General features: G+C 74.6%; 22 protein-coding genes, 1 tRNA gene and 1 pseudogene. 15 read left to right on the top strand and 9 right to left on the bottom strand.

The genetic code is table 11. The features are described 5' to 3' along the window. The first annotated feature begins 7 nt into the window (after positions 1–7). From ACZ4UX_RS20070 to ACZ4UX_RS20045, 6 genes are all read left to right on the top strand, one after another. The gene (locus ACZ4UX_RS20070; protein ID WP_465707623.1) at positions 8–412 is read left to right on the top strand and encodes a DoxX-like family protein; all 405 of its coding nucleotides are present in this window, start codon (positions 8–10) and stop codon (positions 410–412) included. After that, positions 409–1,320 (top strand): DUF3419 family protein, encoded by a 912-nt coding sequence (locus tag ACZ4UX_RS20065; protein ID WP_465707622.1) that lies wholly within the window; start codon positions 409–411, stop codon positions 1,318–1,320. Before ACZ4UX_RS20070 ends, ACZ4UX_RS20065 begins: the two co-directional genes overlap by 4 nt. Before the next feature lie 137 nt (positions 1,321–1,457). Beyond that, positions 1,458–2,237, top strand: a complete 780-nt coding sequence (locus ACZ4UX_RS20060) for a DUF2071 domain-containing protein (RefSeq protein ID WP_465707621.1) — start codon at positions 1,458–1,460, stop codon at positions 2,235–2,237. Next, positions 2,234–3,013 carry a class I SAM-dependent methyltransferase gene (locus ACZ4UX_RS20055; RefSeq protein WP_465707620.1) on the top strand — a complete coding sequence of 260 codons (780 nt, stop codon included), beginning with the start codon at positions 2,234–2,236 and terminating at the stop codon, positions 3,011–3,013. Before ACZ4UX_RS20060 ends, ACZ4UX_RS20055 begins: the two co-directional genes overlap by 4 nt. Then, positions 3,010–3,432 (top strand): hypothetical protein, encoded by a 423-nt coding sequence (locus tag ACZ4UX_RS20050; RefSeq protein WP_465707619.1) that lies wholly within the window; start codon positions 3,010–3,012, stop codon positions 3,430–3,432. The genes ACZ4UX_RS20055 and ACZ4UX_RS20050 overlap by 4 nt, the downstream gene beginning before the upstream one ends. A gap of 226 nt (positions 3,433–3,658) precedes the next feature. After that, positions 3,659–4,333 (top strand): GntR family transcriptional regulator, encoded by a 675-nt coding sequence (locus ACZ4UX_RS20045; RefSeq protein ID WP_465707618.1) that lies wholly within the window; start codon positions 3,659–3,661, stop codon positions 4,331–4,333. An 82-nt stretch (positions 4,334–4,415) separates the two neighbouring features. Here the strand turns inward: ACZ4UX_RS20045 and ACZ4UX_RS20040 are convergent, their stop codons facing one another. Next, the gene (locus ACZ4UX_RS20040) at positions 4,416–4,817 is read right to left on the bottom strand and encodes a nuclear transport factor 2 family protein (protein ID WP_329485470.1); all 402 of its coding nucleotides are present in this window, start codon (positions 4,815–4,817) and stop codon (positions 4,416–4,418) included. A gap of 104 nt (positions 4,818–4,921) precedes the next feature. Between ACZ4UX_RS20040 and ACZ4UX_RS20035 the strand changes: the two genes are divergently transcribed. Both ACZ4UX_RS20035 and ACZ4UX_RS20030 read left to right on the top strand, forming a co-directional pair. Then, positions 4,922–5,371 carry a MarR family winged helix-turn-helix transcriptional regulator gene (locus ACZ4UX_RS20035; protein WP_359811730.1) on the top strand — a complete coding sequence of 150 codons (450 nt, stop codon included), beginning with the start codon at positions 4,922–4,924 and terminating at the stop codon, positions 5,369–5,371. Between the two features lie 207 nt (positions 5,372–5,578). Further along, complete coding sequence (locus ACZ4UX_RS20030) at positions 5,579–5,869, top strand: DUF2695 domain-containing protein (protein ID WP_465707617.1); 291 nt, start codon at positions 5,579–5,581, stop codon at positions 5,867–5,869. A 6-nt stretch (positions 5,870–5,875) separates the two neighbouring features. On the opposite strand, the pseudogene ACZ4UX_RS20025 reads toward ACZ4UX_RS20030, so the two are convergent. Together ACZ4UX_RS20025 and ACZ4UX_RS20020 are read right to left on the bottom strand one after the other, a co-directional pair. Next, a pseudogene (locus tag ACZ4UX_RS20025) lies at positions 5,876–6,412 on the bottom strand (transposase); the annotation flags it as partial. Next, positions 6,406–6,540 (bottom strand): SMP-30/gluconolactonase/LRE family protein, encoded by a 135-nt coding sequence (locus tag ACZ4UX_RS20020; protein ID WP_465707729.1) that lies wholly within the window; start codon positions 6,538–6,540, stop codon positions 6,406–6,408. The gene ACZ4UX_RS20020 and the pseudogene ACZ4UX_RS20025, both read right to left, overlap by 7 nt. 589 nt (positions 6,541–7,129) lie before the next feature. On the opposite strand from ACZ4UX_RS20020, the gene ACZ4UX_RS20015 reads away from it, so the two are divergent. The 3 genes from ACZ4UX_RS20015 (at position 7,130) to ACZ4UX_RS20005 (ending at position 11,249) form a co-directional block, all read left to right on the top strand. Further along, entirely contained in the window at positions 7,130–8,113 is a 984-nt protein-coding gene (locus ACZ4UX_RS20015) for a hypothetical protein (protein ID WP_465707616.1), read from the top strand. A 426-nt stretch (positions 8,114–8,539) separates the two neighbouring features. Then, positions 8,540–9,463, top strand: a complete 924-nt coding sequence (locus ACZ4UX_RS20010; RefSeq protein WP_465707615.1) for a GNAT family N-acetyltransferase — start codon at positions 8,540–8,542, stop codon at positions 9,461–9,463. A 172-nt stretch (positions 9,464–9,635) separates the two neighbouring features. Then, entirely contained in the window at positions 9,636–11,249 is a 1,614-nt protein-coding gene (locus ACZ4UX_RS20005; protein ID WP_465707614.1) for an alpha/beta fold hydrolase, read from the top strand. A gap of 72 nt (positions 11,250–11,321) precedes the next feature. Here the strand turns inward: ACZ4UX_RS20005 and ACZ4UX_RS20000 are convergent, their stop codons facing one another. Both ACZ4UX_RS20000 and ACZ4UX_RS19995 read right to left on the bottom strand, forming a co-directional pair. Continuing rightward, a complete protein-coding gene (locus ACZ4UX_RS20000; protein ID WP_465707613.1) occupies positions 11,322–11,753 on the bottom strand; it encodes a GNAT family N-acetyltransferase in 432 nt (143 codons plus the stop codon). A gap of 84 nt (positions 11,754–11,837) precedes the next feature. Then, on the bottom strand, positions 11,838–13,280 hold the full coding sequence (locus tag ACZ4UX_RS19995) for an aldehyde dehydrogenase (protein ID WP_465707612.1): 1,443 nt from the start codon (positions 13,278–13,280) through the stop codon (positions 11,838–11,840). Positions 13,281–13,632: 352 nt separating this feature from the next. On the opposite strand from ACZ4UX_RS19995, the gene ACZ4UX_RS19990 reads away from it, so the two are divergent. From ACZ4UX_RS19990 to ACZ4UX_RS19975, 4 genes are all read left to right on the top strand, one after another. Beyond that, entirely contained in the window at positions 13,633–14,694 is a 1,062-nt protein-coding gene (locus ACZ4UX_RS19990) for an alpha/beta fold hydrolase (protein ID WP_465707611.1), read from the top strand. Between the two features lie 166 nt (positions 14,695–14,860). Beyond that, complete coding sequence (locus tag ACZ4UX_RS19985; protein ID WP_329491987.1) at positions 14,861–15,349, top strand: TetR/AcrR family transcriptional regulator; 489 nt, start codon at positions 14,861–14,863, stop codon at positions 15,347–15,349. Between the two features lie 273 nt (positions 15,350–15,622). Next, positions 15,623–17,257, top strand: a complete 1,635-nt coding sequence (locus tag ACZ4UX_RS19980; RefSeq protein WP_465707610.1) for an ABC-F family ATP-binding cassette domain-containing protein — start codon at positions 15,623–15,625, stop codon at positions 17,255–17,257. Positions 17,258–17,402: 145 nt separating this feature from the next. Continuing rightward, positions 17,403–17,476 (top strand) — tRNA-Met (locus ACZ4UX_RS19975). Between the two features lie 123 nt (positions 17,477–17,599). Here ACZ4UX_RS19975 and ACZ4UX_RS19970 read toward each other — a convergent pair. The 4 genes from ACZ4UX_RS19970 to ACZ4UX_RS19955 form a co-directional block, all read right to left on the bottom strand. Then, entirely contained in the window at positions 17,600–18,466 is an 867-nt protein-coding gene (locus tag ACZ4UX_RS19970; protein ID WP_465707609.1) for a phosphatase PAP2 family protein, read from the bottom strand. A 10-nt stretch (positions 18,467–18,476) separates the two neighbouring features. Beyond that, on the bottom strand, positions 18,477–19,448 hold the full coding sequence (locus tag ACZ4UX_RS19965) for a YihY/virulence factor BrkB family protein (RefSeq protein WP_465707608.1): 972 nt from the start codon (positions 19,446–19,448) through the stop codon (positions 18,477–18,479). Next, positions 19,449–21,137 (bottom strand): bifunctional phosphatase PAP2/diacylglycerol kinase family protein, encoded by a 1,689-nt coding sequence (locus ACZ4UX_RS19960; protein WP_465707607.1) that lies wholly within the window; start codon positions 21,135–21,137, stop codon positions 19,449–19,451. Positions 21,138–21,280: 143 nt separating this feature from the next. Continuing rightward, entirely contained in the window at positions 21,281–22,648 is a 1,368-nt protein-coding gene (locus ACZ4UX_RS19955) for a mycothione reductase (protein WP_465707606.1), read from the bottom strand. Positions 22,649–22,732: the final 84 nt, after the last annotated feature.

The following is a 22,732-nucleotide window of genomic DNA, read 5'->3' as shown; positions in this document are numbered from 1 at the left end:
GTCCACCGTGCCGACTCCTTGGCAGACCCGGCTGACCGCCTCCGCGGTCGCCCTGATGTGGGGCTACGAGGGCCTCTGGTGCAAGATCTTCCCCGGCCGCGCCGACCAGCGCGCCATCGTGGAGGGCCTGCCGCTCCTGCCCGGGAGCGCCGTGACGCCGCTGCTGATCACCATCGGCCTGGCCGAGCTGGCCCTCGGCGCCTGGGTGCTCAGCGGACGCCGGGCCAGGCTCGCCGCGATCGTCCAGAGCGTGCTGGTCGTCGGGTTCAACACCGGCGGACTGCTGTTCGGCGCCGACCGCATCCCCGAACCGGGCCGCCTCGTCGTCCAGGACATCGCCTTCCTGGCCCTCGTCTGGACCCTCCCCGCCGCCCGGCGCGACCGCACCCGCCCGATCGCGGTCGCCGCATGAGCACCGCCACGCCCTGGACCGAAGGCCGACTGCTCAGCCTCCAGACCCGCCGCCCGCGCGTCCTGTTCGGCCGGATGTACGAGGACCCGGCCGTCGAGCTCGGCGCGTTCCCGCCACCGGGCGCCCGCGTGCTCTGCATCGCCTCGGCCGGCGACACCGCCGCCGCACTGGCCGCCGCCGGGTACGAGGTCACCGCCATCGACCTCAACCCCGCCCAGCTCGCCTACGCCCGCGGCCGGCTCACCACCGGCGCGCCCGCGGCCACCGGCTCCGCGGAACACCTGCTCGCCGCGGGCCGGGCGGCGGCCGCCGCCGTCCTCCCGGCCTGGCGACCCGCCGCCCTGGAACGCTTCCTGCGCCTGGACGACCCCGCCGCCCAGGCCCGCCACTGGCGCCACCGACTCGACGGGCCCGGCCTGCGCCTGCTGCTCGCCGCCGCCCTGCGCCCCGCCGGTACGCTCGCGACCGCCGTGCGGCCCGCCTTCCGGGACGTCCTGCCCCACCGCTTCGACATTGCCCTGCGGGCCCGGCTGGCCCGCGGGGTCGCCCGCCACCCCAACGCCGACAACCCCTACGCCTGGCGCCTGCTCCTCGGCCGCGAACTGCCCGGGCCGCCCGTCACCCCCGCCGAGCCGGCCGCGGCCCCCGTCCGGCTGCTCGCCGGCGACGTCCTCGACCACCTCGAACGCTCCCCCGCCGGCCACTACGACGCCGTCACCCTCTCCAACGTCCTGGACGGCCCCGGCCCGGCCTTCGCCCAGTGCCTGCGCGCCGCCGTCCAGCACGCCGTCCGCCCCGGCGGAACCGCCGTCCTGCGCAGCATCCGCGAACCGGGCCCCGCCGGCCCGGGCGCCGCCGCCGAGGACCGCTCCCTGCTCTGGGGCGTCATCCGGGTGCTCCGGCTCTGAGGGCCCCCCGGTTCCGAAGACCACTCGGCTCCGAAGGCCCACCGGCTCTCAAGGCCCCAACTCTGAAAGCCCCCGGCCCTCAAGGCCCCCGGTTCCGAAGAGCACCCACCGCTTCGCGCCCACCACCGGAGTCGACCGTGCGACACCTGCTCCAACGCCACCCCTTCCCGATGCGCACCCACTTCGCGCACTCCCTCGTCCTCACCTACGCCCTCCCGCCGCACCTCCTCGCGCCCCTCGTGCCGCCCGGCCTCGCCCTCGACACCTACACCGACCCCACCGGCACCGAACACGGCTTCGTCGCCGCCGCCGTCGTCGACACCCGCGCACTGCGCCCGGCCGCCCTGCCCGCCCGCCTCGGCCGCGACTTCATCCTCACCGGCTACCGGATCTTCACCCGGTTCCCCACCCCGGGCGGGCGCACCATGCGCGGACTGCGGATCCTGCGCTCCGACACCGACAACCGGCTGATGGCCGCCGGCGGCAACCTCTTCTCCCGCTACCACTACCACCCCACCAGGATCGGCACCCGGGTACTCGGCGACACCCTGGAGTTCAAGGTGCTCAGCACCGACGGCCGCGCCGACCTGCACGTGCGCGCCGACCTCGCGAGCAGCCCCGCGCCCCTACCGCCCGGCAGTCCGTTCGCCGACGCCCGGGCCGCCCGCCGGTTCGCCGGACCACTGCCCTACACCTTCGAGTACGAGCCGGAAACCCGCTCCATGATCGTCGTCAAGGCCACCCGCACCCACTGGGACCCCGTCCCGGTGGCGGTCGAGGTCCCCCGGCTGACCTTCTTCGACCACGGCCCCTTCACCGGCAGCCGCCCCGTCCTCGCCAACGCCTTCCACGTCGCCGACGTCGACTACGGCTGGGAGGCCGGCCACCGCCGTGCCCTCGACGGAGCCCGCCGATGAACGCCCGGCCCGCCCGGCCCGCCGGGCCCGCGCGGCGCCCCTCGGGTGTCCGCGAGGTGATCCGCTACAACTGGCCGATGTACGCCGCCGGCGCCGTCACCGCCGCCACCGGCTGGGCGCTGGCCCGTCACCTCCCCGCCCGGCCCGCCGCCCTCGCCCGCGCCGCCTCGGCCGGCGCCGCCGCGCTCCTCACCACCAGCACCCTGGCCACCTGGCACGTCTACGACCGCTCCGAACTCCACTCCTACGACTGGCTGTCCGACGTGCTCCCCGACGGCCCGGGCGACCACCTGGTCGTCTGCACCGGACTCGACGAGGCCAGCCGCCCGGTCGCCGCCCGGTACCCCACCGCCCGCCAGCTCGTCGCCGACCTCTACGACCCGGCCCTGACCACCGAGGGCTCGATCCGGCGCGCCCGTCGCCACGCCCCGCCCGCCCCCGGCACCGTCTCCGCCCGCCCCGACGCCCTGCCCGCCGCAACCGGCTCCCTCGACACCGTGCTCACCGTCCTCGCCGCCCACGAACTGCGTCGGCCCGCCGACCGCACGGCGCTGTTCACCGAGGCCGTCCGCACCCTGCGGCCCGGCGGCACCCTGCTGCTGGTGGAGCACCTGCGCGACCTCGCCAACACCGCCGCCTACGGCCCGGGCGCCTGGCACTTCCAGCCGCGCGCCACCTGGCTCCGGCACGCCGCCGAGGCCGGACTGCACCCGGCCGCCGAACGCCGGATCGCCACGCTGATCACCGCCTTCGCCTTCCGGAGCCCCGCCGCATGACCGAACTGTTCACCCTGGAAGCCCAGTTGAGGCTGGTCGGCGCGGCCTTGGTCGGCATGGGCCTGTTCCACGCCGTCCTGCCGCGCATCGTCCAGTGGCCGGCCGACCTGTCCGGCGCCAGCCTGCTGACCCGCCAGGTCTCCTACGTCCACCTCTTCTTCATCGCGCTGACCTGCGCGCTGCTCGGTCTGATGCCGCTCTGCCTGGCCCCCGACCTCCTCGCCGGCACCCGCCTGGGCACCGCCCTGCTGGCCGGCCAGACGCTCTTCTGGGGCCTGCGCTGGCTGTTCGAGTTCGCCGTCTTCTCCCCCAGGCTCTGGCGCGGCGACCCCCTGCGGACCGCCGCGCACATCGGCCTCTCGGTCCTCTGGGCCTGGGTCGCCGCGGTCTTCGCGCTCGCCCTCTGGCGGGTCCTCTAGGGTCCGTGCCGAAGCCCCGGCGGGCGGTTCCGCCGACGACCGGCCGACGGAACCGCCCTGTGACGGGACCGTCGAGCCGGTGGTGGCCGGTCCGGCGGTGCCGGCTCGCGGGGCAGAGCACGAAGGTATTTGATATACGAAATCACCCCACGGAGCCTTCGGACGCCACCCGCGACAGTGCCACCGGGCCGTTCGTCGCCGGAGAGATATCGCATACGATGAACGAATGAGGATGAGTCAGAAGAGCTGGGCTGAGCCGATACCGCCCGTGAAGAGCAAGGCCGACCTCGTCTACGGCAGCCTGCACGACGCCATCGCCCGGGGCGACCTGCGTCCGGGCCAGCGCATCAACATGGACGAGCTGGCCCGCAACCTCGGCGTGAGCAAGATCCCCATCCGCGAGGCCGTCAAGCGCCTGGAGGCCGACGGCCTGGTCGTCTCCCGCGTGCACGCCGGTGTCACCGTCGCCGAGATCGACAAGACCGAGATGCGCGGGGTCTTCCTCGCCCGGGAGGCGATCGAGGGGCTGGTCGCCCGGCTGGCGGCCGAGCGGGTCACCGACGCCCTGCTGGCCGACCTCGACGCGGCCCAGCACGACATGCGCGCCGCCCTGGCCACCGGGGCGGTCGACCGGCTGCCCGAGCACAACGCGGAGTTCCACCGCGCACTGGCCCGGGCAGGTGGCTACCGCGTCCTCGGCGAGCTCACCGAGCAGCTCCTGCTGACCATCCGCCGGCACCGGATCACCGCCCCGATGGACCTCCACAACTGGAAGGCCGTCATCGAGGAGCACGACACGATCATCGCCGCGCTGCGCAGCGGGGACCCGGAGGCGGCCGAGCGGGCCGCGCGGGCCCACATCGGCTCGCAGGCCGACCACGAGGTGGCCAAGGAGGACTGAACGGCCCCGGACGGACGGCGGCCCCGCCCTTCCATTCCGCCGCGCTCGGCGGGGTGGAAGGGCGGGGCCGGGTCGTCGTCGGTCAGCGGGCGCTGCCGAGGTCGCGGTCCTCCTCGCCGCCCCGGAGCATCAGGGTGGTCTCCTCCAGGCGGCGGAACCGGCCGTCGGGGGCGAACTCGGCGAACACGTACACCTCCATGCGCACGGTGGAGCCGTCGGTCTTGGTGACGTCGACCACGTGGCGGTCGGCGTAGCGGTCCCCCTGGACCAGCTCGTCGAGGACCTCGACGCGGCCGCTCGCGACGACCTCGCGCAGGTGGGCGATGTGGGCGGTGAACTCCGCCCGGTCCGCCCAGCTGCCGTCGGTGCGCTGGCGGTAGTCCGGGGCGAAGTGCCGGTCGACGGCCTCGGCCAGGTCGAGCCCGGGGGTGAAGAGCAGGTCGGTGAGCGCGGTGGCGATGTCGGTTCGCGTGGCGGTGGTCATGACGGGTCCCCTTGGGCGTCGGAGTGACGAGGCTTTGCGTGCGTCGAGCACGCATCTGAACAGTACCCCATGGTGCGTGCGTTGCGCACGCTATTCTTGGACGCATGCCGAACGACGTGGGACACGAGATCGCCGACGCACTTGCCGTCGTCCTCCGACGCAGCTCTCGCACACACCTCTACGAGCTCCTGACCAGCGGCCTGGACGGGGCGCTGGACGCCGTCACCTACCCCGTCCTCAGCGCGCTCGCCCGCACCGGGCCGTGCAGCGCCGCCAGACTCGCCGAGGAGATCGGCCTCGACCGCTCGGGCGTCACCCGCCGCGCCAGCCGCCTCGAAGAGGCCGGCCTGCTGCGCCGCGTCCCCGACCCCGACGACGGGCGCGCGACGCTGCTGACCCTCACCGACGCCGGAGAGCGCGTCATCCGGACCACGCGCGAGCGCCTCGCCGCCCACATCGAGGCCTCGCTGGCCGACTGGCCCGCCGACGAGGCCCGGGCCTTCGCCCGCGGCTTCCACCGCTTCGTCACGGGCAGCCTGCTCCGACCGGAGTGACGCGGCCGCGCCGACGACGTGCCCCGGCCGGCCGGCGGGAGTCCGCCGACCGGCCGGGGCACGGGCCGGGGTACGGATAGTGCCGCATCAGACAACCTTCGCCCTGTTCAGAGGACGACATCGTGATTTCGTCCCGGCTACGGGCTCTGGTGTCGACGGCCTTAGGGTTGGGGCTCCAGCTGGTCTGATGAGAAGCGAGTTGCGCAGATGTCTTCGGAGAGGGAACGACGGCGGATCCTTCGCGACGCCTACAAGGCAGAGCGCAAGCGTGACGAGTGGAACCTGCTCGGCATCGACCGTGAACAGCTCGACGGCCTCCTCGATCACGTCGAAGAGCGTCTCGCGGAGACCGGATGTGATCACACGCTGAGGCACTCCCGGTCCTGGGCCGACTCCAGTTCAGTGGCGTGGTCCGAGCTGGAAGCGGGCCTGCTGGCCGATGGCGGCGGTTGCGACTGCGAGGTGCTCGCGAACGTGGATCCAGACGAACGGGTCTGATGCCGCTCAGGCGACGTTCGCCCTGGTGACGACCTCGCGTAGGCGTTCGTCGGTGGCGTGCTTGTTCCGCCGGATGATGCAGCGGCGGATCATGCTGCCCTGGGCCTTGTGGCTGGGGGGTCGGTGCCGTCGAGGGCGAAGTAGCGCAGGGCGGTGAACTGGGCCTCGATCCGGTTCAGCCAGGAGCTGTTGGTCGGGGTGTAGGCGATCTCCCCGTTGGTCGCGGCCGCCCATGTCCCGACCCGCTGACACCGCCTCGTTGTCAGGTGCGGCGAGGAGTTGTCACAGACGATCGCGATCCGCACGTCCGCCGGATGCAGTGAGCGCAGGAAGCGGCAGAACCCCAGGAACCTGGTGCGGTTCTTGGTCTTCTTGATGAGGCGGGTCCTTGTGCCGGCCGCCGCGCTCGGCCCACTGCCTGCCGGGGTGGGGCTGGAGGTTGAGCGGCCCGAACTCGTCCATGCAGAAGATGACTTCGGGCTCGCCTTCCTCGGGTATGACCTCGCCGTCGGCGATCGCGTAGAGGTGCTCGACGCTCACCTTCTGCACCCGGTGGGCCGAGCCGTCCGGTCGATCCGGTGGAGCGCGCCGGCGCCGGGCGCGGCGTCCACGGCCAAGCTGGTCGCCCAGAAGCGGCCCGCCGGGTCGCAAGCCCCGTCGTTCCTGCGCAGCCGGCGTTCGGCCCGCCGCCACCTTGGCCAGCCGTGTCAGCTGCCTGCCGGGGCGCAGCAGGGCGATGCCGGTGCCGGCGGCGGCGATCCACTGGCCGGGGCGGCCGGTGAGGGGGCGGCCGCCGCCATCGGCAGGTGGAGGTCCTGCTCCAGCCTGGGGCGGGGTAGTCGGGATGGCAGTTGTAGAGGGTGCCTCGGAGGAGGTCGACGTAGTGGAGCCGGTCGTCGTGCCAGCGTGCGGCTTCGGCGAGTTGGTGGCGGTGGGGGGGTGGGTTACCAGTCGTGTGGCGCCGGGCGGTGGGGTGGGGCGGGGTCATCGCAGGGCGGTGCATCGCGCACGCATGGGACTCCCCCCCGCTCGGCCCCGCCTCGCCCACCGCGCCGAGGGCGGCCGACCACCCGGAGCTCTGAGCCCGTCGACCGGCATGGCGGCACGGGATGGTCCTGGGAGGGAGCGGACCCGGGCGAGGAGGACCGCCGCGCCCGGGGCCACTCCCGACGACCCGGCCGGGGACCGGCGGCGTCGACCGTGCCCGACCGGGCGAGTCGTACCGGGCCGGAGCGACCCGCGCCCGTAGGGTCCCGAACGATGGCCGGCAACGAACCCGACTTCGACGCGATCGCGGACGAGCTCCACACCCTCGCCCCGCAGGACTTCACGGCGGCCCGGAACCGGCACGCGGACGCCCTGAAGAAGACCGACCCGCAGCTCGCACAGCAGGTCCGTGCGCTGCGCCGCCCCACCCAGGCCGCCTGGGCCGCCAACCTCCTCGCCCACCGGCACGGCGACCTGGTCGGGCAGCTGCTGGACCTCGGGCAGGCGCTGCGCGACGCCCAGGAGCACCTCGCCGGGGAGCAGTTGCGCACGCTCACCGAGCAGCGGCGGCAGCTGGTGCGGGCGCTGACGGGGCAGGCCGAGCGCGACGCGGCGGAGGCCGGACACCCGCTCGGCGCCGACGCCGTCGCCGAGGTGGACCGGACGCTGGGCGCCGCGCTGGCGGACCCGGACGCCGCCCGCGCCCTCGCGGCGGGGCGGCTGACGGCTCCGCTGGACCCGGTGCTGTGGCCGGGCGCCGGGAAGCCGGACAGCGGGAAGCCGGACGCCGGGAAGCCGGGGAGCCGGAAGCCGGGGACCGGGACCACGACGAAGAAGGCCGCCGAAACGTCCCCCGTGTCGGCACGCGACTCGCGCCCCACGAAGGCACAGGCCGCGGCCGAACGGCGGCGCCGGCGCGAACAGGAACAGGCCCGCAAGGCCTTGGCCGGCACGGAACGGGCCGCGGACAAGGCCGACACCCGGGCCGTGGACGCCGCTCGGGCCCTCGACGAGGCGGATTCGGCCCGCCGACGGGCGGAGACCGAAGCCGAGCAGGCCAGGGCCGCACTCGCCGAGGCGCAGGACCGCGAAGCCCTCGCCCAGGAGCGCCTCACGAGCGCCGAGAAGCAGGCGCGATCCGCCGAGGACGCGGCGCGCACCGCCGACGACCGGGCCGCCAAGGCCCACGAAGCCGTCCAGGAGGCGGCCGAGCGTCTGCGGGTGTCGCAGAGCGACGACGACCGACAGCCGGGCTGAGCACCGCCGGTCACCCTGCGCCCCGCAGGCGGGCACCCGGCGGAGCCGGTCCTCCCGGAGCGGGGCCGCGAACGGTTCAGCGGCAGATCCCGTAGCCGTCGCCCGCCCGGGGCCGCTGCCGCCCACCGCCGGGACGGGTCACCACGACATCGCCCTCTTCGTACGAGAGCCGATCGCCCGCCGCGACCAACACCGGCCGGTCCGGTGCGCCCCGGAAGTCGGAGTATGGAAGTCGGAGCATGGAAGTCGGAGTGCGGCAGCATCCGGGAGACGGGCGTGGCACCGTCGAGCAGCACCCGCATGTGCGGAGCATCCCGCCGAGACCGCTGCCGCCGCGACGGGGTCGGAGACCGCCCGACCGTCGGCGGTGCCCCACCGCGCGGGAACTCGGTGGCAGGTCGATCAGTGGTCGTGTTGACTTCCGGCGTGAGTCACGTGGCCAACATCATGATCTCCGTCGAGTTCACCGACCGGCCGGCCGTCGAAGCGCTGAGCCAGTGGTTGCGGACGTCCGCCCCGCGACGCGGCTACGAACCGGGCGCCGTCGGGTGGGTCGGGTCGCTGAACGAGACGACCGGGAGTGACACGCGCTGGGGCGGCGGCAAGTACCCGGAGTGCGAGGTCTTCGCCGGTGCGCTCAACCACGCGGACCTCGCCGGACTGGTCGCCCATGTCGAGCGCGTCCCGTGGGTCCACCCGGAGCTGGTGCAGCTGTTCGTGATGGACCAGGAGCAGTCCTACTTCCGGGTGTGGATGTTCCACGGCCCGAGGCTGCGGCAGATCGCCCCCGAAGGCAGGGAGGACGAGATCTATCCCGACGGGGGCCCGTCCGACATCCACACGCGGTTCGCGCTCGCCGACGACGCCGAGTTCCTCCGCGATCTGGTGGTCGCCGCCGTCAACTGGGCACCCGGCCGGGATGTCTCGCGCGAGGCGGTGCTCTCCGACCCGCGCAACGCCCACTACGTGGACGGCTGGCCCGGTCGGGGGGACCTGGGCATCGTGGCCCTCTCCACCGGGGAGGCCACCGGGTGGCAGCCGCTCCCGGTCGGCGCCGCGTGGCTGCGGCACCTCCCGGCGGAGGACCCCGGCTACGGCTTCGTCGACCCGGCCGTGCCGGAGCTGAGCATCGGCATCACCGCCGCCCAGCGTGGCCGGGGCATCGGAACCCTGCTGATCAGGCGTCTGCTGCGGACCGCCGCCGAGGCCGGCGTCGAACGCGTCTCGCTGAGCGTCGAGCGGGACAACCCCGCCCTCCGGCTGTACGAGCGCGAGGGCTTCCGCGTGCACGACCCGCGCGCGGGCGAAGACGCGCTGACCATGGTCACCCGCCTCCGCCGGGACTCCTGACCGGGCGGCCGACGGCCGCCGGGGCACCGGAGGCGGGCCGGACGGCCGGGAGTCCCGGCCGTCGGCCGGTGCTCCTGCCCGAAAGGGAAGGCGGCGGAGGGGGCTGTCCCCCGGGCGGGTCCGGGGGTGTGCTGTCGTGATCTTCGGCCGCCAGGTTCCTAGCGTTGGTCACATGACAGCTCATCACCCTCCCTTCGGTCCGGCCGCCGTGGCACCGCCGGTCGCCCGCCGGGCCACGGCGGCGGGCCTCGCCCTCGCCGCCTGCCTGACGGTGGCGTCCGCCGTGACCGCCCCCGCCGCCGGGGCGGCGTCCGCCTCCGCCGACAGCGCCGCCTCCACCCCCCGGGGCCTGGAGCGCTACTACCACCAGCCCCTCGACTGGCGCAGCTGCGTCCAGGGCCCGGACGACCAGGTCGGCGCGGGCCTGGAGGAGGCGGGCGCGACCTGCGCCGACGTCACCGTGCCGCTCGACTACGGCGACCCCCGGGGCCGTACGATCACCGTCGCGATCTCCCGGATCAAGGCCACCGACACCCGCCACCGGATCGGTCCGCTGCTGCTCAACGACGGCGGCCCGGGCGGTGAGACCCTCGGGAGCCCGCCGCGCGTCCACACGGCGCTCAAGGAGACCGCCGGCCGCTACGACATCATCGGCATGGACCCGCGCTTCGTCGGCCGCAGCACCCCGCTGGACTGCGGCTGGCCGGTCGGCACCAACCTCGTCTCGGCCGGGCTCGGCCGGGCGAGCTTCGACCAGCAGGTCGTTCTCCAGAAGGACCTCGCCGCCAAGTGCCGGGCGGCGGCCGGACCGCTGCTGCCGCACGCCAGCACGCGCAACACGGCCCGCGACATGGACGTCATCCGCGGCGCGCTCGGCGAGCGGAGGATCTCCTACCTGGGGGTCTCGTACGGGACGTACCTGGGCACGGTCTACACCCAGATGTTCCCCGGCCGCTACGACCGGGTGGTCCTCGACGGGGCGCTCGACCCGCGCTCCTACGGGCCGGTGATGCTCCCCCGCCTGCTGGCGGAGAACGAGCAGGCGCTCGCCGACTGGGCGGCCTGGGCGGCGGGCCGCCACGACACCTACCGGCTCGGCCGGACCGCCGAGGAGGTGACGGCGGGCATCCGGCAGCTCGTCGAGGCGTCGGCGCGCGCCCCGCTGACCGTCGGCAGCGGCGCCGACACCTTCCGACTGGACGACACCCGGGTGCCGCTCCTGGTCTTCGCCGGACTCGCGGACGACACCGACGCCGCACGCGCGAACCTGGCCGAGCAGGTCGCGGTGCTCGGCGAGGCGGCGGCGGGGCGGCCGGCCCTGCCGTCGGCGGCCTTCACCGCCATCCTCCGGTTCGCGTTCAGCGAAGCGGCGTCGCCCACCGGCAGCTCCCAGCAGGCGATCCTGTGCGCGGACGCCCCGGCACCGCGCGACCCCGAGGCGTACTGGCGGGAGATCGAGCGCAGCCGGGCCGAGCACCCGCTGTTCGGCCCGCTGGTCAACAACATCAACCCGTGTGCCTTCTGGGACCGCCCGCGCGAGGCCCGCACCGAGGTGCGGCGCGACGCCGAGGTGCTGATAGTCGCCGCCACCGGCGACCCGCGCACCACCTACCGGGACAGCGTCGCGCTGCACGGCCTGCTGCCCGCCTCCCGGCTGCTGACCCTGGAGGGCGCCAACCGGCACGCGCTGTACGGCATGTACGGCAACGCCTGCGTGGACGACACGGTCAACGCCTACCTGGCCGGGGGCCGGCTGCCGAAGGGCGACCGGACCTGCGTGAAGTAGCGCTCCGCTCCGGCCGTCCCCGCCCCGGGACGGCCGGAGCGTTGCGCGGGTGGCCCCCGCCCCGCGGCGCCCTCACTCCTCGCCGAGGACCATCCACTTCTCCGGCTTCTCCATCGGCACGAACCCGGCCTTGGCGTAGACCTCGTGGGCGTCCGCCGTGGCCAGCATGACGCGGCGCAGCCCGTAGGGGGCGAGGTGCTCGCGGACGGCGGCGGCCAGGGCCGTGCCGAGCCCCCTGCCACGGGCCGAGGGCTCGATGTACACGTCGCAGAGCCAGGCGAAGGTGGTCCGGTCGGTGACCACCCGCGCGTAGCCGAGCTGGGTACCCGCAGCCCGGTCGTAGACGCCGAAGTTGAGGGAGGCGGCGATCGCGGAGTCCTGCTTCTCCCGGGGGCGGCCGCGTGCCCAGTAGGCGTCCTGGGACAGCCACCGGTGGATCAGTTCGGCATCGAGGCGCGCCGGGTCCGTCGAGATCTCGTAGCCGTCGGAGAGGTCATTCGTCATACCGGAATCCAACCAGGCCGGGCCCCCACCGTTCCAGGTGCGGGCCCAGGGCCGGGCGTCCGGCCACCGCCGCGCGGGCGCGCGTCAGAGGGTGATGGTCTTGTACTCGGTGTAGGTGCCGAGGCCGACGGCGCCGAACTCGCGGCCGATGCCGCTGGCCTTGAAGCCGCCGAAGGGGCCGTCGAAGCCGACACCGGCCCCGTTCACGGTCACCGTGCCGGTCCGGATCCGGCGGGCGACCGCCAGGGCGTGCTCCTCGTCGGCGGACCAGACGCCGCCCGACAGGCCGTACTCGGAGTCGTTGGCGATGCGGACGGCGTCGTCCTCGTCCTCGTAGGGGATGACCACCAGGACGGGGCCGAAGATCTCCTCCTGGGCGATGCGCATGGCGTTGTCCACCTCGGCGAAGAGGGTGGGGGTCACGTAGTTGCCGCCCTCCAGCCCCGCGGGGACCTCGGGGCCGCCGGTGACGAGGCGGGCGCCCTCCTCGATGCCGATCGCGATGTACCGGCGGACGCGCTCCTGCTGGTCGGGGCGGATCATCGGTCCGATGAAGGTGTCCGGGTCCGCCGGGTCACCGACCTTCAGGGACTCGACGAGCGCCTTGAGTTCCGCGACCACCTCCTCGTAGCGGCTGCGCGGGGCCAGGACGCGGGTCTGGGCGATGCAGGACTCGCCGTTGTTGAGCAGGGAGGAGAACTTCAGCCCCTGCACCGCCCGGTGGATGTCGGCGTCGGCCAGGATGACGGCCGCGGACTTGCCGCCCAGCTCCAGGCTGACCCGCTTGAGCTGCTCCCCCGCGATCGCGGCGATGCGCCGGCCGGCCGGGGTCGAGCCGGTGAAGGCGATCTTGTCGACCTCGGGGTGGGAGACCAGGTACTCGCTGGTCTCGCGGTCGGCGGGCAGCACGCTGATCACCCCGGCGGGCAGCCCCACCTGTGCCAGCAGGTCGGCGAGGAGGCCCATGCTGAGCGAGTTCTCCGGCGAGACCTTCAGGACCACCGAGTTGCCGGCGAGCAGCGCCGGGATGATCTTCGTGGTCGCGGAGGAGAAGGGCGAGTTCCACGGGATCACGGCGGCCACCACGCCGACGGCCTCACGACGGACCACGCTCCGCACCGGCGAGGCCGGGTCGGAGGGCGGCAGGGTCTCCTCCCACCCGAACTCCTCCGCCGCCTTCAGGTAGGCGTTGGCCTGGCGGGTCAGGCCCGGCTGGCCGGCCCGGGTGAACCAGCCCGCGGAGCCGTTCTCGGCGGCGATCAGGGCAGCGATCCGCTCCGCCTGCCGCTCGCGCAGCGCGTTGAAGCGCCGCAGCACCGCCACGCGCTCCAGCGGCGGGGTGTCGCGCCAGGTGCCCTCGACGAACGCGGCCCGGGCCGCCGCCACCGCACGGTCGACGTCCGCCCGCCGGGCCTGCGCGGCGCGGCCGATCACCGTCCGGTCGTGCGGGGACCGGATGTCGAGCAGGGCGGCCTCACTCGGCTCGGTCCAGGCGCCTGCGATGAAGAGCCGGTCATAGACGATCACGCTTCCACTCCTTCGCTATCTGTCACTTGACTGTAGCACTTACTCGCTAATACCACTCGCTGGCGCGACATTTGATGGTGGCGTGGTGCCGCGGTCCGTCCGACCGCCGAGGTCCGATGCCGCGCGGACCGGGGGCCTCGCCCCGTCACGACGGTTCCGCACGGCGTCGGCGCGCGGCATCAGTCATTCGACTGCGGGCCCGGAGACGCCCGGAGGGGCGCGGCGCGGCCGCCGCCCCGACCGTCAACTGACTGATGTGCCGGCCCGCCGGGAACGGAAGAGTGCGGTGCGCCGGGCAGGACGGACACCCGCCCCGGCCGGGGACACATCCGCGTCACACGGAAGGCTCAACATGATCGACAGGCGTAGCTTCAACAGGGCCCTGGGACTGGGTGCCGGTGCGGCCGCGGTCTCGATGGCCACCCTGCCGGGCACGGCCGACGCCGCGCCCGTCCCCGGCGGCCCCGGCGCGGCCCCGGTCGTGCCCACGATCACCCCGGGCACGCACACGTCCTTCCCGCGGCTGAAGCAGGTCGAGGCCGGGCTGCTGAACGTGGGATACGCCGAACTCGGCCCGGCGCACGGACCGGTCGTGCTCTGCCTGCACGGCTGGCCGTACGACATCCACAGCTACGTCGACGTCGCGCCGCTCCTGGCCGGCCTCGGGTACCGCGTGATCGTCCCCTACCTGCGCGGACACGGCACCACCCGGTTCCTGTCGCCCCGGACCTTCCGCAACGGCCAGCAGGCCGCCATCGCGATGGACGTCATCGCCCTGCTGGACACCCTCCGGATCGACCGCGCCGTGGTGGCCGGGTTCGACTGGGGGTCCCGGACCGGGGACGTCCTCGCGGCCCTGTGGCCCGAACGGGTCAAGGCCCTGGTGTCGGTGAGCGGCTACCTCATCACCAACCGCCAGGCGCAGCTGGACCCGATCGCGCCGGCCGGCGAGCACACCTGGTGGTACCAGTACTACTTCGCCACCGAACGCGGCAGGAAGGCCATGGAGGACAAGCGCCTGCGCCACGATCTGACCCGCTTCGTCTGGCAGCAGGTCTCCCCCACCTGGAAGTTCGACGACGCGACCTTCGAGCGCACGGAGGCCGCCTTCGAGAACCCCGACTACGCCGCGGTCGTGATCCACAACTACCGCTGGCGGCTCAGCGTCGCCGACGGCGAGCGCCGCTACGACCGCTACGAGGACCGGCTGGCCCTGAAGCCGACCATCGGGGTGCCGACGATCACCCTCGACCCCGCGCTGGACCCGTTCACCGCTCCCGGCGACGGCGCCTCGTACCGGGCCATGTTCACCGGGAAGTACGAGCACCGGACGCTCGGCGGCATCGGCCACAACCTGCCCCAGGAGGCGCCGACCGCGTTCGCCCAGGCCGTCGTGGACGTGGACCACTTCTGACGGCGCGCCGCCGGGAGGGGACCGGCCCCCTCCCGGCGCAGGTCCCCGCGCTACTGACACAGCGACGAGGTGGTTGCGACCCGAAGCTGCACACCGCCGCTAGACTCCCCCCGTGAGAGCTGACGCCGCGCGGAACATCGAAGCCGTCCTGACGACGGGAGCGCGGATGCTGGCCGCCGACCCGGGCGCGAGCATCGCGAGCATCGCCGCCGAGGCGGGGGTGGACCGGCGGACCGTCTACCGGCGCTTCAGCTCCCGCGAGGAACTCCTCACCGCGATCCACTCCGCCCGCCTGGACGCCGTCGAGCGGGCCATCGCCGACGCCCGTCTGCGCGAGGCCCCCGTCGCCGTGGCCCTGCACCGCTACGTGGAGAACGTCATCGAGGTCAACCGCGCCTGGCCGGTGGACCTGGCCCGGATGCTCGCCGACGAGGAGACCCGCAGGCGCCGCGACAGCTCCGTCGCCGAGGTCGGGGACTTCCTCCGACGCGCCGTCACCGAAGGGCTGCTGCGCCCCGGCCTCCCCGAGGGCTGGGTCGCCGCCCTGCTGCCCCAGCTCGTGCACCTGGTGACACGTCAGGCGCCCGACCTGGCCGCCGGACCGGCGGCCGACCTGGTGGTCGACACCCTGCTGCGGGGGGCCGGCGCGCCGTGACGCGCCCGGCCCGGCGCGGCGGCCCGCCCCCCGCGGCCGGCCCCGACCGATCGCCCACACACGGTGCTATGCTCGACGGCGGAAAACCCATCTGACGGAAAGCGTGGAGAAGCAGACATGGCGGGTGACGACGACATCTCCGGGTGAGACCCGGTCCTGAAGCCGTCGGCGGGCATCGGTGCCCCGGGCCAACGGCTTCGTTCGTCGTTCCCCTTCCCCCTGTCTGCTCGCAGGCCGAGGTGTCTCCGCCTGCCCATCCTCCGGGTTGTCCTCATGTCCGATGCGTCCATCGTCTGCTCCCAGCTCTCCTTCTCCTGGCCCGACGACACCCCCGTCTTCCAGGACCTCTCCTTCGCCCTCGGCACCGGCCGCACCGGTCTGGTCGCTCCCAACGGCGCGGGCAAGAGCACGCTGCTCAAGCTCATCGCCGGTCAGCTGACGCCCGCCGCAGGATCGTTGACCGTCAGCGGCGCGCCCGGCTACCTGCCGCAGGACCTCCCGCTGACGGCGGACCTCGCGGTCGCCGACGTCCTCGGCGTCGCCGGGGTGATCCGCGCCATCGACGCGGTGGAGTCCGGTGACGTGGCCGAGGAGCACTTCACCGCCATCGGCGACGACTGGGACGTCGAGGAGCGCAGCCTCGCCCAGCTCGAACGTCTCGGCCTGGCCGGCGTCGGCCTGGACCGACGGCTGGGCACCCTCAGCGGCGGCCAGATCGTCCAGCTCGGCCTCGCGGCGCAACTGCTCAAGCGGCCCGACGTGCTGCTGCTCGACGAACCCACCAACAACCTCGACCTCGCCGCCCGCCACCGGCTCCACGGCGTCCTGGAGGACTTCTCCGGCTGCCTGCTGCTGGTCAGCCACGACCGTGCGCTGCTCGACCGGATGGACCGGATCGCCGAGCTCGACTCCGGCGAACTGCGGCTGTTCGGCGGCAACTTCACCGCCTACGAGCAGGCCGCGGAGGCCGGGCGCGAGGTCGCGGCCAAGAACATCCGCAACGCCGAACAGGAACTCAAGCGGGAGAAGCGGGAGTTGCAGCAGGCCCGGGAGCGCGCCGACCGCCGGGCGAGCAACGCCGGCCGCAACCTCAAGAACGCCGGTCTGCCCCGCATCTTCGCCGGGACCATGAAGCGCGGCGCCCAGGAGTCCGCAGGACGCGCCGGCCAGGTCCACGCGGCGCGCCTCGGCGAGGCCAGGGCCCGGCTCGACGAGGCCGAGCGCGCCCTGCGCGACGACCAGCGCCTGACCCTGGACCTGTCCGGCACCCGGGTGCCGAGCGGGCGCGACCTCTTCGTCGGCGAGAACCTCCAGGTGCTGCGCGGCGACACGCCCCTGTTCGCTGGTGACGGCGTCGATCTGACCGTCCGCGGGCCCGAGCGGATCGCCCTGCTCGGACAGAACGGAACCGGCAAGACCACCCTCCTGCGCCTGCTGGTCGGGGACCTCGCCCCCGACGGCGGACGGCTCAGGCGCTCGGACGGCCGGGTCGCCTATCTCTCCCAGCGGCTGGACCTGTTGGACCCGGACCGCAGCGTGGCGGAGAACTTCGCGGCGGCCGCGCCGGAGCTGCCGGCGCCCGAGCGGATGAACGTGCTCGCCCGCTTCCTCTTCCGCGGCGCCCGCGCCCACCTCCCGGTCGGCGTGCTCTCGGGCGGCGAGCGGCTGCGCGCCACCCTGGCCTGTGTGCTGTGCGGCGACCCCGCGCCCCAGTTGCTCCTCCTCGACGAGCCGACCAACAACCTCGACCTGGTGAGCGTCGGACAGCTCGAAAGCGCCCTCACCTCCTACCAGGGCGCCTTCGTCGTGGTCAGCCACGACGAGCGCTTCCTGGCCGGCATCGGGGTGGACCGGTGGCTGCGGCTGGCCGGCGGCACGCTGGAGGAGGTGGCCGCGCCCGAGGCGTGAGCCCCGTTCAGGTCCGGCCGGCGCGGAGGGACGGCGCCGGCCGGACCCGCGAGGCCCACGGGCCGCACGGCCGCGCCGCGCCCGCCCGGTCGCTGCCCCTGATTTCGCCCTCGCCCCCGTGATGGCGTACAGTCGGGTTCACCGACGCGGGGTGGAGCAGCTCGGTAGCTCGCTGGGCTCATAACCCAGAGGTCGCAGGTTCAAATCCTGTCCCCGCTACGACGAAGGCCCGGGGTCGGCGCACAGTGTGCGCCGACCCCGGGCCTTGTTCGTTCACCCGGCCTGCCGGTCCGACCGGCGGGGCTCCGGCTTCCCGGCCGCCCCCGGCGGCCGGGCGGCGCCTCAGCCCACCGGTCGGTGCGGGCGGCTGCCGGCCGGCCGCGGGCCGGGGTCGTCGTCCGTGGCGAGTTCGGGTTCCAGGCCCTCCGGGAGCCTCGGCGTGCGGAGGCCGCTCTCCCGCCGCCAGGCCTCGAACGCCCAGGCGGTCGAAGCGACCAGCGCCAACCCGAGCAGCCAGCCGCCGAGGACGTCGCTCACCCAATGCACGCCGAGGGCGATCCTGGTCAGACCCGTCCCGAGCACGGTCACCGCGGCGATCGCCCAGGCCACCGGGCGGGCCCGCCGGGGCACGACCGGCAGGAGCACCAGCAGCAGGATCGCGCACGAGGCCATGGCGGTCATGGCGTGCCCCGACGGGAAGGAGAAACCCGGCGCGTGGGCGACGGGATCGGGCAGCCGGGGCCGGACCCGGGCCACCGTGACCTTGACCAGCAGGCCGGTCAGACCGGCGGCCAGCTCGGTGAGGGCCGCCCACAGGGCCAGCCGCCAGGCCCGCCGCCACAGCAGCCAGCCGACGGTGGCCGCCACCAGCAGGCGCATCGTGACCGGGTCCCAGACCCGGTTGCTCAGCACCCGCGTGGTCTCCAGCAGGAGCGGGTGGTGCCGGACGGCTTCGTTCAGGTGCACCGCCGCGCCGGCGTCCAGCTCGCGCAGCGGCTCCCAGCCGGCCTCGATCAGCACCAGCAGGACGGCGGCCGGCACCGCCGCCACGGCGAACGCCAGGACGGCCCCGAGCAGGCGCTCCCCGAAGCGCCGGTCGGCCCGGCGCTGGGAGAAGCGGCGCCGGGTGAGCCAGCGCCGGGAGAGCCGGCGCAGCGCGGGGACCCGGGTACGGGCGGAGCTTCGGTGCGGCCTCCGGTCAGCTGTCATCACGGCTCGTCTACCCACGACCTGCGGAATCATCCTCGGGGTCGGGCAGCACCGGCTCCTCGACGCCCGCCCGGTCGGCCTCCAGCTGCGCGGCGAAGGCGATCCCGAGGAAGAGCGCGATCGCGGTCAGGTAGGCCCACATCAGGAGCGAGATGATCACGCTCAGCGGCCCGTACACCGCGTCGATCGAGTTGCTCAGCCGCAGGTACAGGCCGAGCAGCGCGGTCAGGCCGACCCACAGCACCAGGTACACGGCGGCGCCGAAGGCGAGCCAGGTGTGGCCGGGCTGTCGGCGGCGCGGTGCCCGGTGGAAGATGACGCTCGCGGACAGCAGGGCGAGCACGATGCCGGCCGGCCACCGCAGGAACGCCCAGACGAGGGCCTCCCGATGGGTCCCCGGCCCGCCCGCCTCGACGACCGCCGCGGCGATCTCCCGGCCCGCCACCAGCAGGACGAAGCCGAGGCCGAGCGGCAGACCGGCCAGCACAGCCATCAGCAGACCGCGCGCGTACTTGCGGTGGAAGGGCCGGTCGCGTTCGATGCCGTAGATCCGGTTGGCCCCGCGCTCGATCTGGCACATCGCGGTGGCGACGTTGACGAGGGAGAACACGGCGCCGCCCCACAGGGCGACGCTCCCGCCGTCCCCCGCGCGCTCGCGGCCGCTCCGCAGGACCTGGTCGACCAGGTCGGAACTCGGGCCCGCGGTGAGCCGGGCGATGGTCAGCTCGGTCACCCGGCCGAGCCACTGGGTGTGCAGGACGGACGAGAGGCCGACCACCGCGATCGCGAACGGGACGAGGGCGAGCACGGTCTGGAAGGCGAGGGCCCGGGCGTGGCTGAAGCCGTCGGCGTAGCGGAAGCGCAGGAAGGCGTCCCTGAGCAGCTGCCACCGGCCGTACGCGCGCAGGGTCGTGACGGCCTCGTCGGCGGAGAGCTCCTCGGGCTCGCGGCCGCGGTGGCCGACGCGGGTGGCGGTTCCCACTCAGCTGCTCCGTTCGGCCGGGACGGGATCGGCTCCGACCGGGTGGGACCCGTCGCCCGCAGTCCCGTCGACCACAGCCCCGTCGCCCGCGGCTCCGCCGACCGGGGGCCCGCCGGCCGTCGGCGTGTGGACCAGCAGGGCGCCGGGCCGGACGGCCAGCCGCAGGGTGCGGCCGGCCGGCAGGCACTCGCCGTCGAGCTCCCGCGGCTGGTCCCGGTCGGCGGTGAGGTGGATCCGGCGCGCCTGGAAGTGTTCGAACGGCGCCGACCCGCCCCCCGCGCCGGTCCGTCCGGTGAGCAGCCGCGCTGCCGCCGCCGGCCAGCCGGCGAGGCCGCGCGGGTGGACCAGGACGAGGTCGAGCAGGCCGTCGTCCGGCCGGGCGCCCGGCAGCAGCCGGATCCCGCCCTGGAGCGCGCCGACGTTGCCGATCACGGCCATCGCGGCCCGCCGGTGGAGCGGGCGCGCGTCGTCCAGGGTGACGGTGAGCCGCATCCGGCGGTCGCCGAGGTGGCGGAGCAGCGGGGGAAGGTAGGCGGGCCAGCCCCAGCGGCTCTTCGCGCGGCGGCTGGTGCCGGCCATCGCCGCGGCGTCCAGGCCGATGCCCGCCATGGCGCTGACCACCGTGGCGGTGATGCCGTCGCCGTCGGCCAGGGCGAGGTCGATCCGGCGGGGCCCGCCGGCGAGGGCGTCCGCCAGCGCCCGCGCCGGGTCCGCCGGCAGGCCGAGGTTGCGGGCGAGCAGGTTCCCGGTGCCGCAGGGGACGATGGCCAGCGCGACGCCCGTACCGGCGAGGGCGTGCGAGCACGCCGTCACGGTGCCGTCGCCGCCGCAGGCCACCACCAGGTCGGCCCCGGCGGCGACCGCGGCCGCCGCGGCGCCCCGGCCGGGGTCGCCCTCGCTGGTGGCGGTTCTGGTCGCCGCCCAGCCGTGGCCCGCGAGGACGCGGTCGATCCGGTCGAGGGTGTCCTCGTCGACCAGGACGGGGTTGAAGACCACCACCGCCCGGCCGGCGGACGGGTGATCGGGTACGGCTGCCACGGTGGTCTCCCTGGGGTCGGAGAGGAAAGCCCGCCACATGATCCAGAGCACGGCGCCGCCGTTCACCAGCCCGGCCAGCACGTCGGTCGGGTGGTGCATGCCGCGGTACAGCCGGCTGAACCCGACCAGCACCGGCAGCAGCGCGGCCAGGGCGCCCAGCGGCAGCCGGAGCGGCCCCCGCAGGCGCAGGACGGCGAGGACGGCCAGTGCGCCGTACAGCGCGACCGCCGCGCCCACGTGGCCGGACGGGAAGCTGGAGGTCGGCGGTGCGCCGTCGAGCCGGGGCGCGGTCGGCCGGGGCCGGTCCACGCACAGGGTGACCAGCAGGAAGACCGCGGACTGGGCGGCGACGGCGCCGCCGAGGAAGGCGGCCTCGCGCCACCGCCGGGCGCCCAGTAGCAGCGCGAGCACGGCGACGCCCGCCACGGCGATCACGGCCCCGGTGCTCGCGAGGACCGAGAGCCACGCGGTGACGGTGTCGAGGACGGGTACCCGGTCGGCGGCGAGCCGGTCGGTCAGCGCGTTCTCCCCCGGCCGCCAGAGGTGCAGCGGCGGGTGGGTGATCGTGAGACCGGCCAGCACCATGAGCACCGTCTGGGCGAGCAGTGCCGGTGCGATCGTTCGGAGCGGACGCCTTACCCCTGTGGTCACGTCCCTCGTCTGCCCGGACACCGCCGTTTCATGGCCGGGCCGGCGCATCCCGTCCGGGACGGCGCCCTCCGGACGCCCGCGCCGCCTGCCGGTCCGGCCCGCCGTCAGAGGCCGAGCACCGTCCGCCCGTCCCGGCGCCGCCGTCAGAGGTCGAGGTCGAGCAGGGCGTTGGCGACGACCTCGGTGAGGGCGGGGTGGATCCAGTACGGGGTGCCGGCCAGGGTGGGGACATCGATGCCGAGGCTCATCGCGACGACCAGGGGCTGGATCAGGGTGGACGCCTGCGGGCCGAGGATGTGGGCGCCCAGCAGGCGGCCGGTCCCCGGGTCCGCGATCACCTTGCAGAAGCCGGCGGTGTCCTCCAGCGCCCATCCGTAGGCGACGTCCGCGTACCGGCGGGTGGCGGTCGTGTAGTCGAGGCCGGCATCCCGGCACTCCTGCTCGGTCCGGCCCACCTGGGCGATCTGGGGGCGGGTGAAGACCGCGGCGGGGACGGCGTCGTAGCTGGTGGCGATCAGGTCGTCGGGGTGCAGCAGATTGTGCGCGACCACCTGCGCCTCCCGGTTGGCGACGTGCTTGAGCGGCACGGGGGTGCACACGTCACCGAGGGCGAAGACACCCGGCGCGGTGGTCCGCTGGTGGGCGTCCACCACCACGCGGCCGTCCTCCCGCAGGGCGATGCCGGCCCGGTCGGCGTCGATGGTGTCGCTGTTGGGGGTCCGGCCGACCGCCACCAGCAGGGCGTCGGCCTCGACCGCGGAGCCGTCGTCCAGGCGCAGCCGCAGCCGGCCCGGTTCCCCCTCCAGTCCGGTCAGCTCGACGCCGGTGCGCACGTCGAACGCGGAGCGGGCCAGTCGGGTGTAGGCGCGGGACACCGACTCGTCCTGCGGGGCGAGCAGGGTCTCCTGCTTCTCGATGATCGTGATCCGGCTGCCGGCCGCGTGGAAGACGTGCGCCAGCTCGGCGGCGATGTAGCCGCCGCCGAGGACGGCCAGGTGCCGCGGCGGCGTCGGGCGCCGCATGATCGTGTCGGAGGTCTCGTAGGGCAGCCCGCTGTCGCGTACCGGCGGCGGGACCACCGGGCGGCTGCCGACCGCCACCACGACCCGGTCCGCGGTGATGTGCACCTCTCTCCCGTCGCCCTCCACCACCAGCGTCCGTTCGCCGGTGAAGCGCGCCCGGCCGCGGTGGACGGTGACGAAGTCCGAGCCGCGCCGGCCCTGCTCCCCCTCGGCGGCCTGCCCGTCGAGGCGCCCGAAGACGCGGTCGCGTACCCGTGGCCACCGCAGGACGCCCGGTGCGGCGTCCACGTCGAAGCGGCCGGCCTCCCGCACGGTGTCCGCGACGTCGGCCGTGTGGGCGAGCATCTTGCTGGGGATGCAGCCCCGGTTCAGACAGGTCCCGCCGAACGGCCCCTCCTCGACGACGGCGACGTCGAGGCCGCCGAAGCGGTCGTCGATCACCGTGTTGCCGGAGCCCGCGCCCAGGACGACAAGATCGTGGTGTGGCATGTCCGGAGGCTACCCCCGCGCGCCGCCCCGACACCGGAGTGCGGAGGGACCGCCCTTCGGGTCGCGGACGGGGCAGCCGCGCGC

This window comes from Kitasatospora sp. NPDC028961 (assembly GCF_055564815.1).
This window is presented reverse-complemented; position numbering and strand designations above follow the sequence as displayed.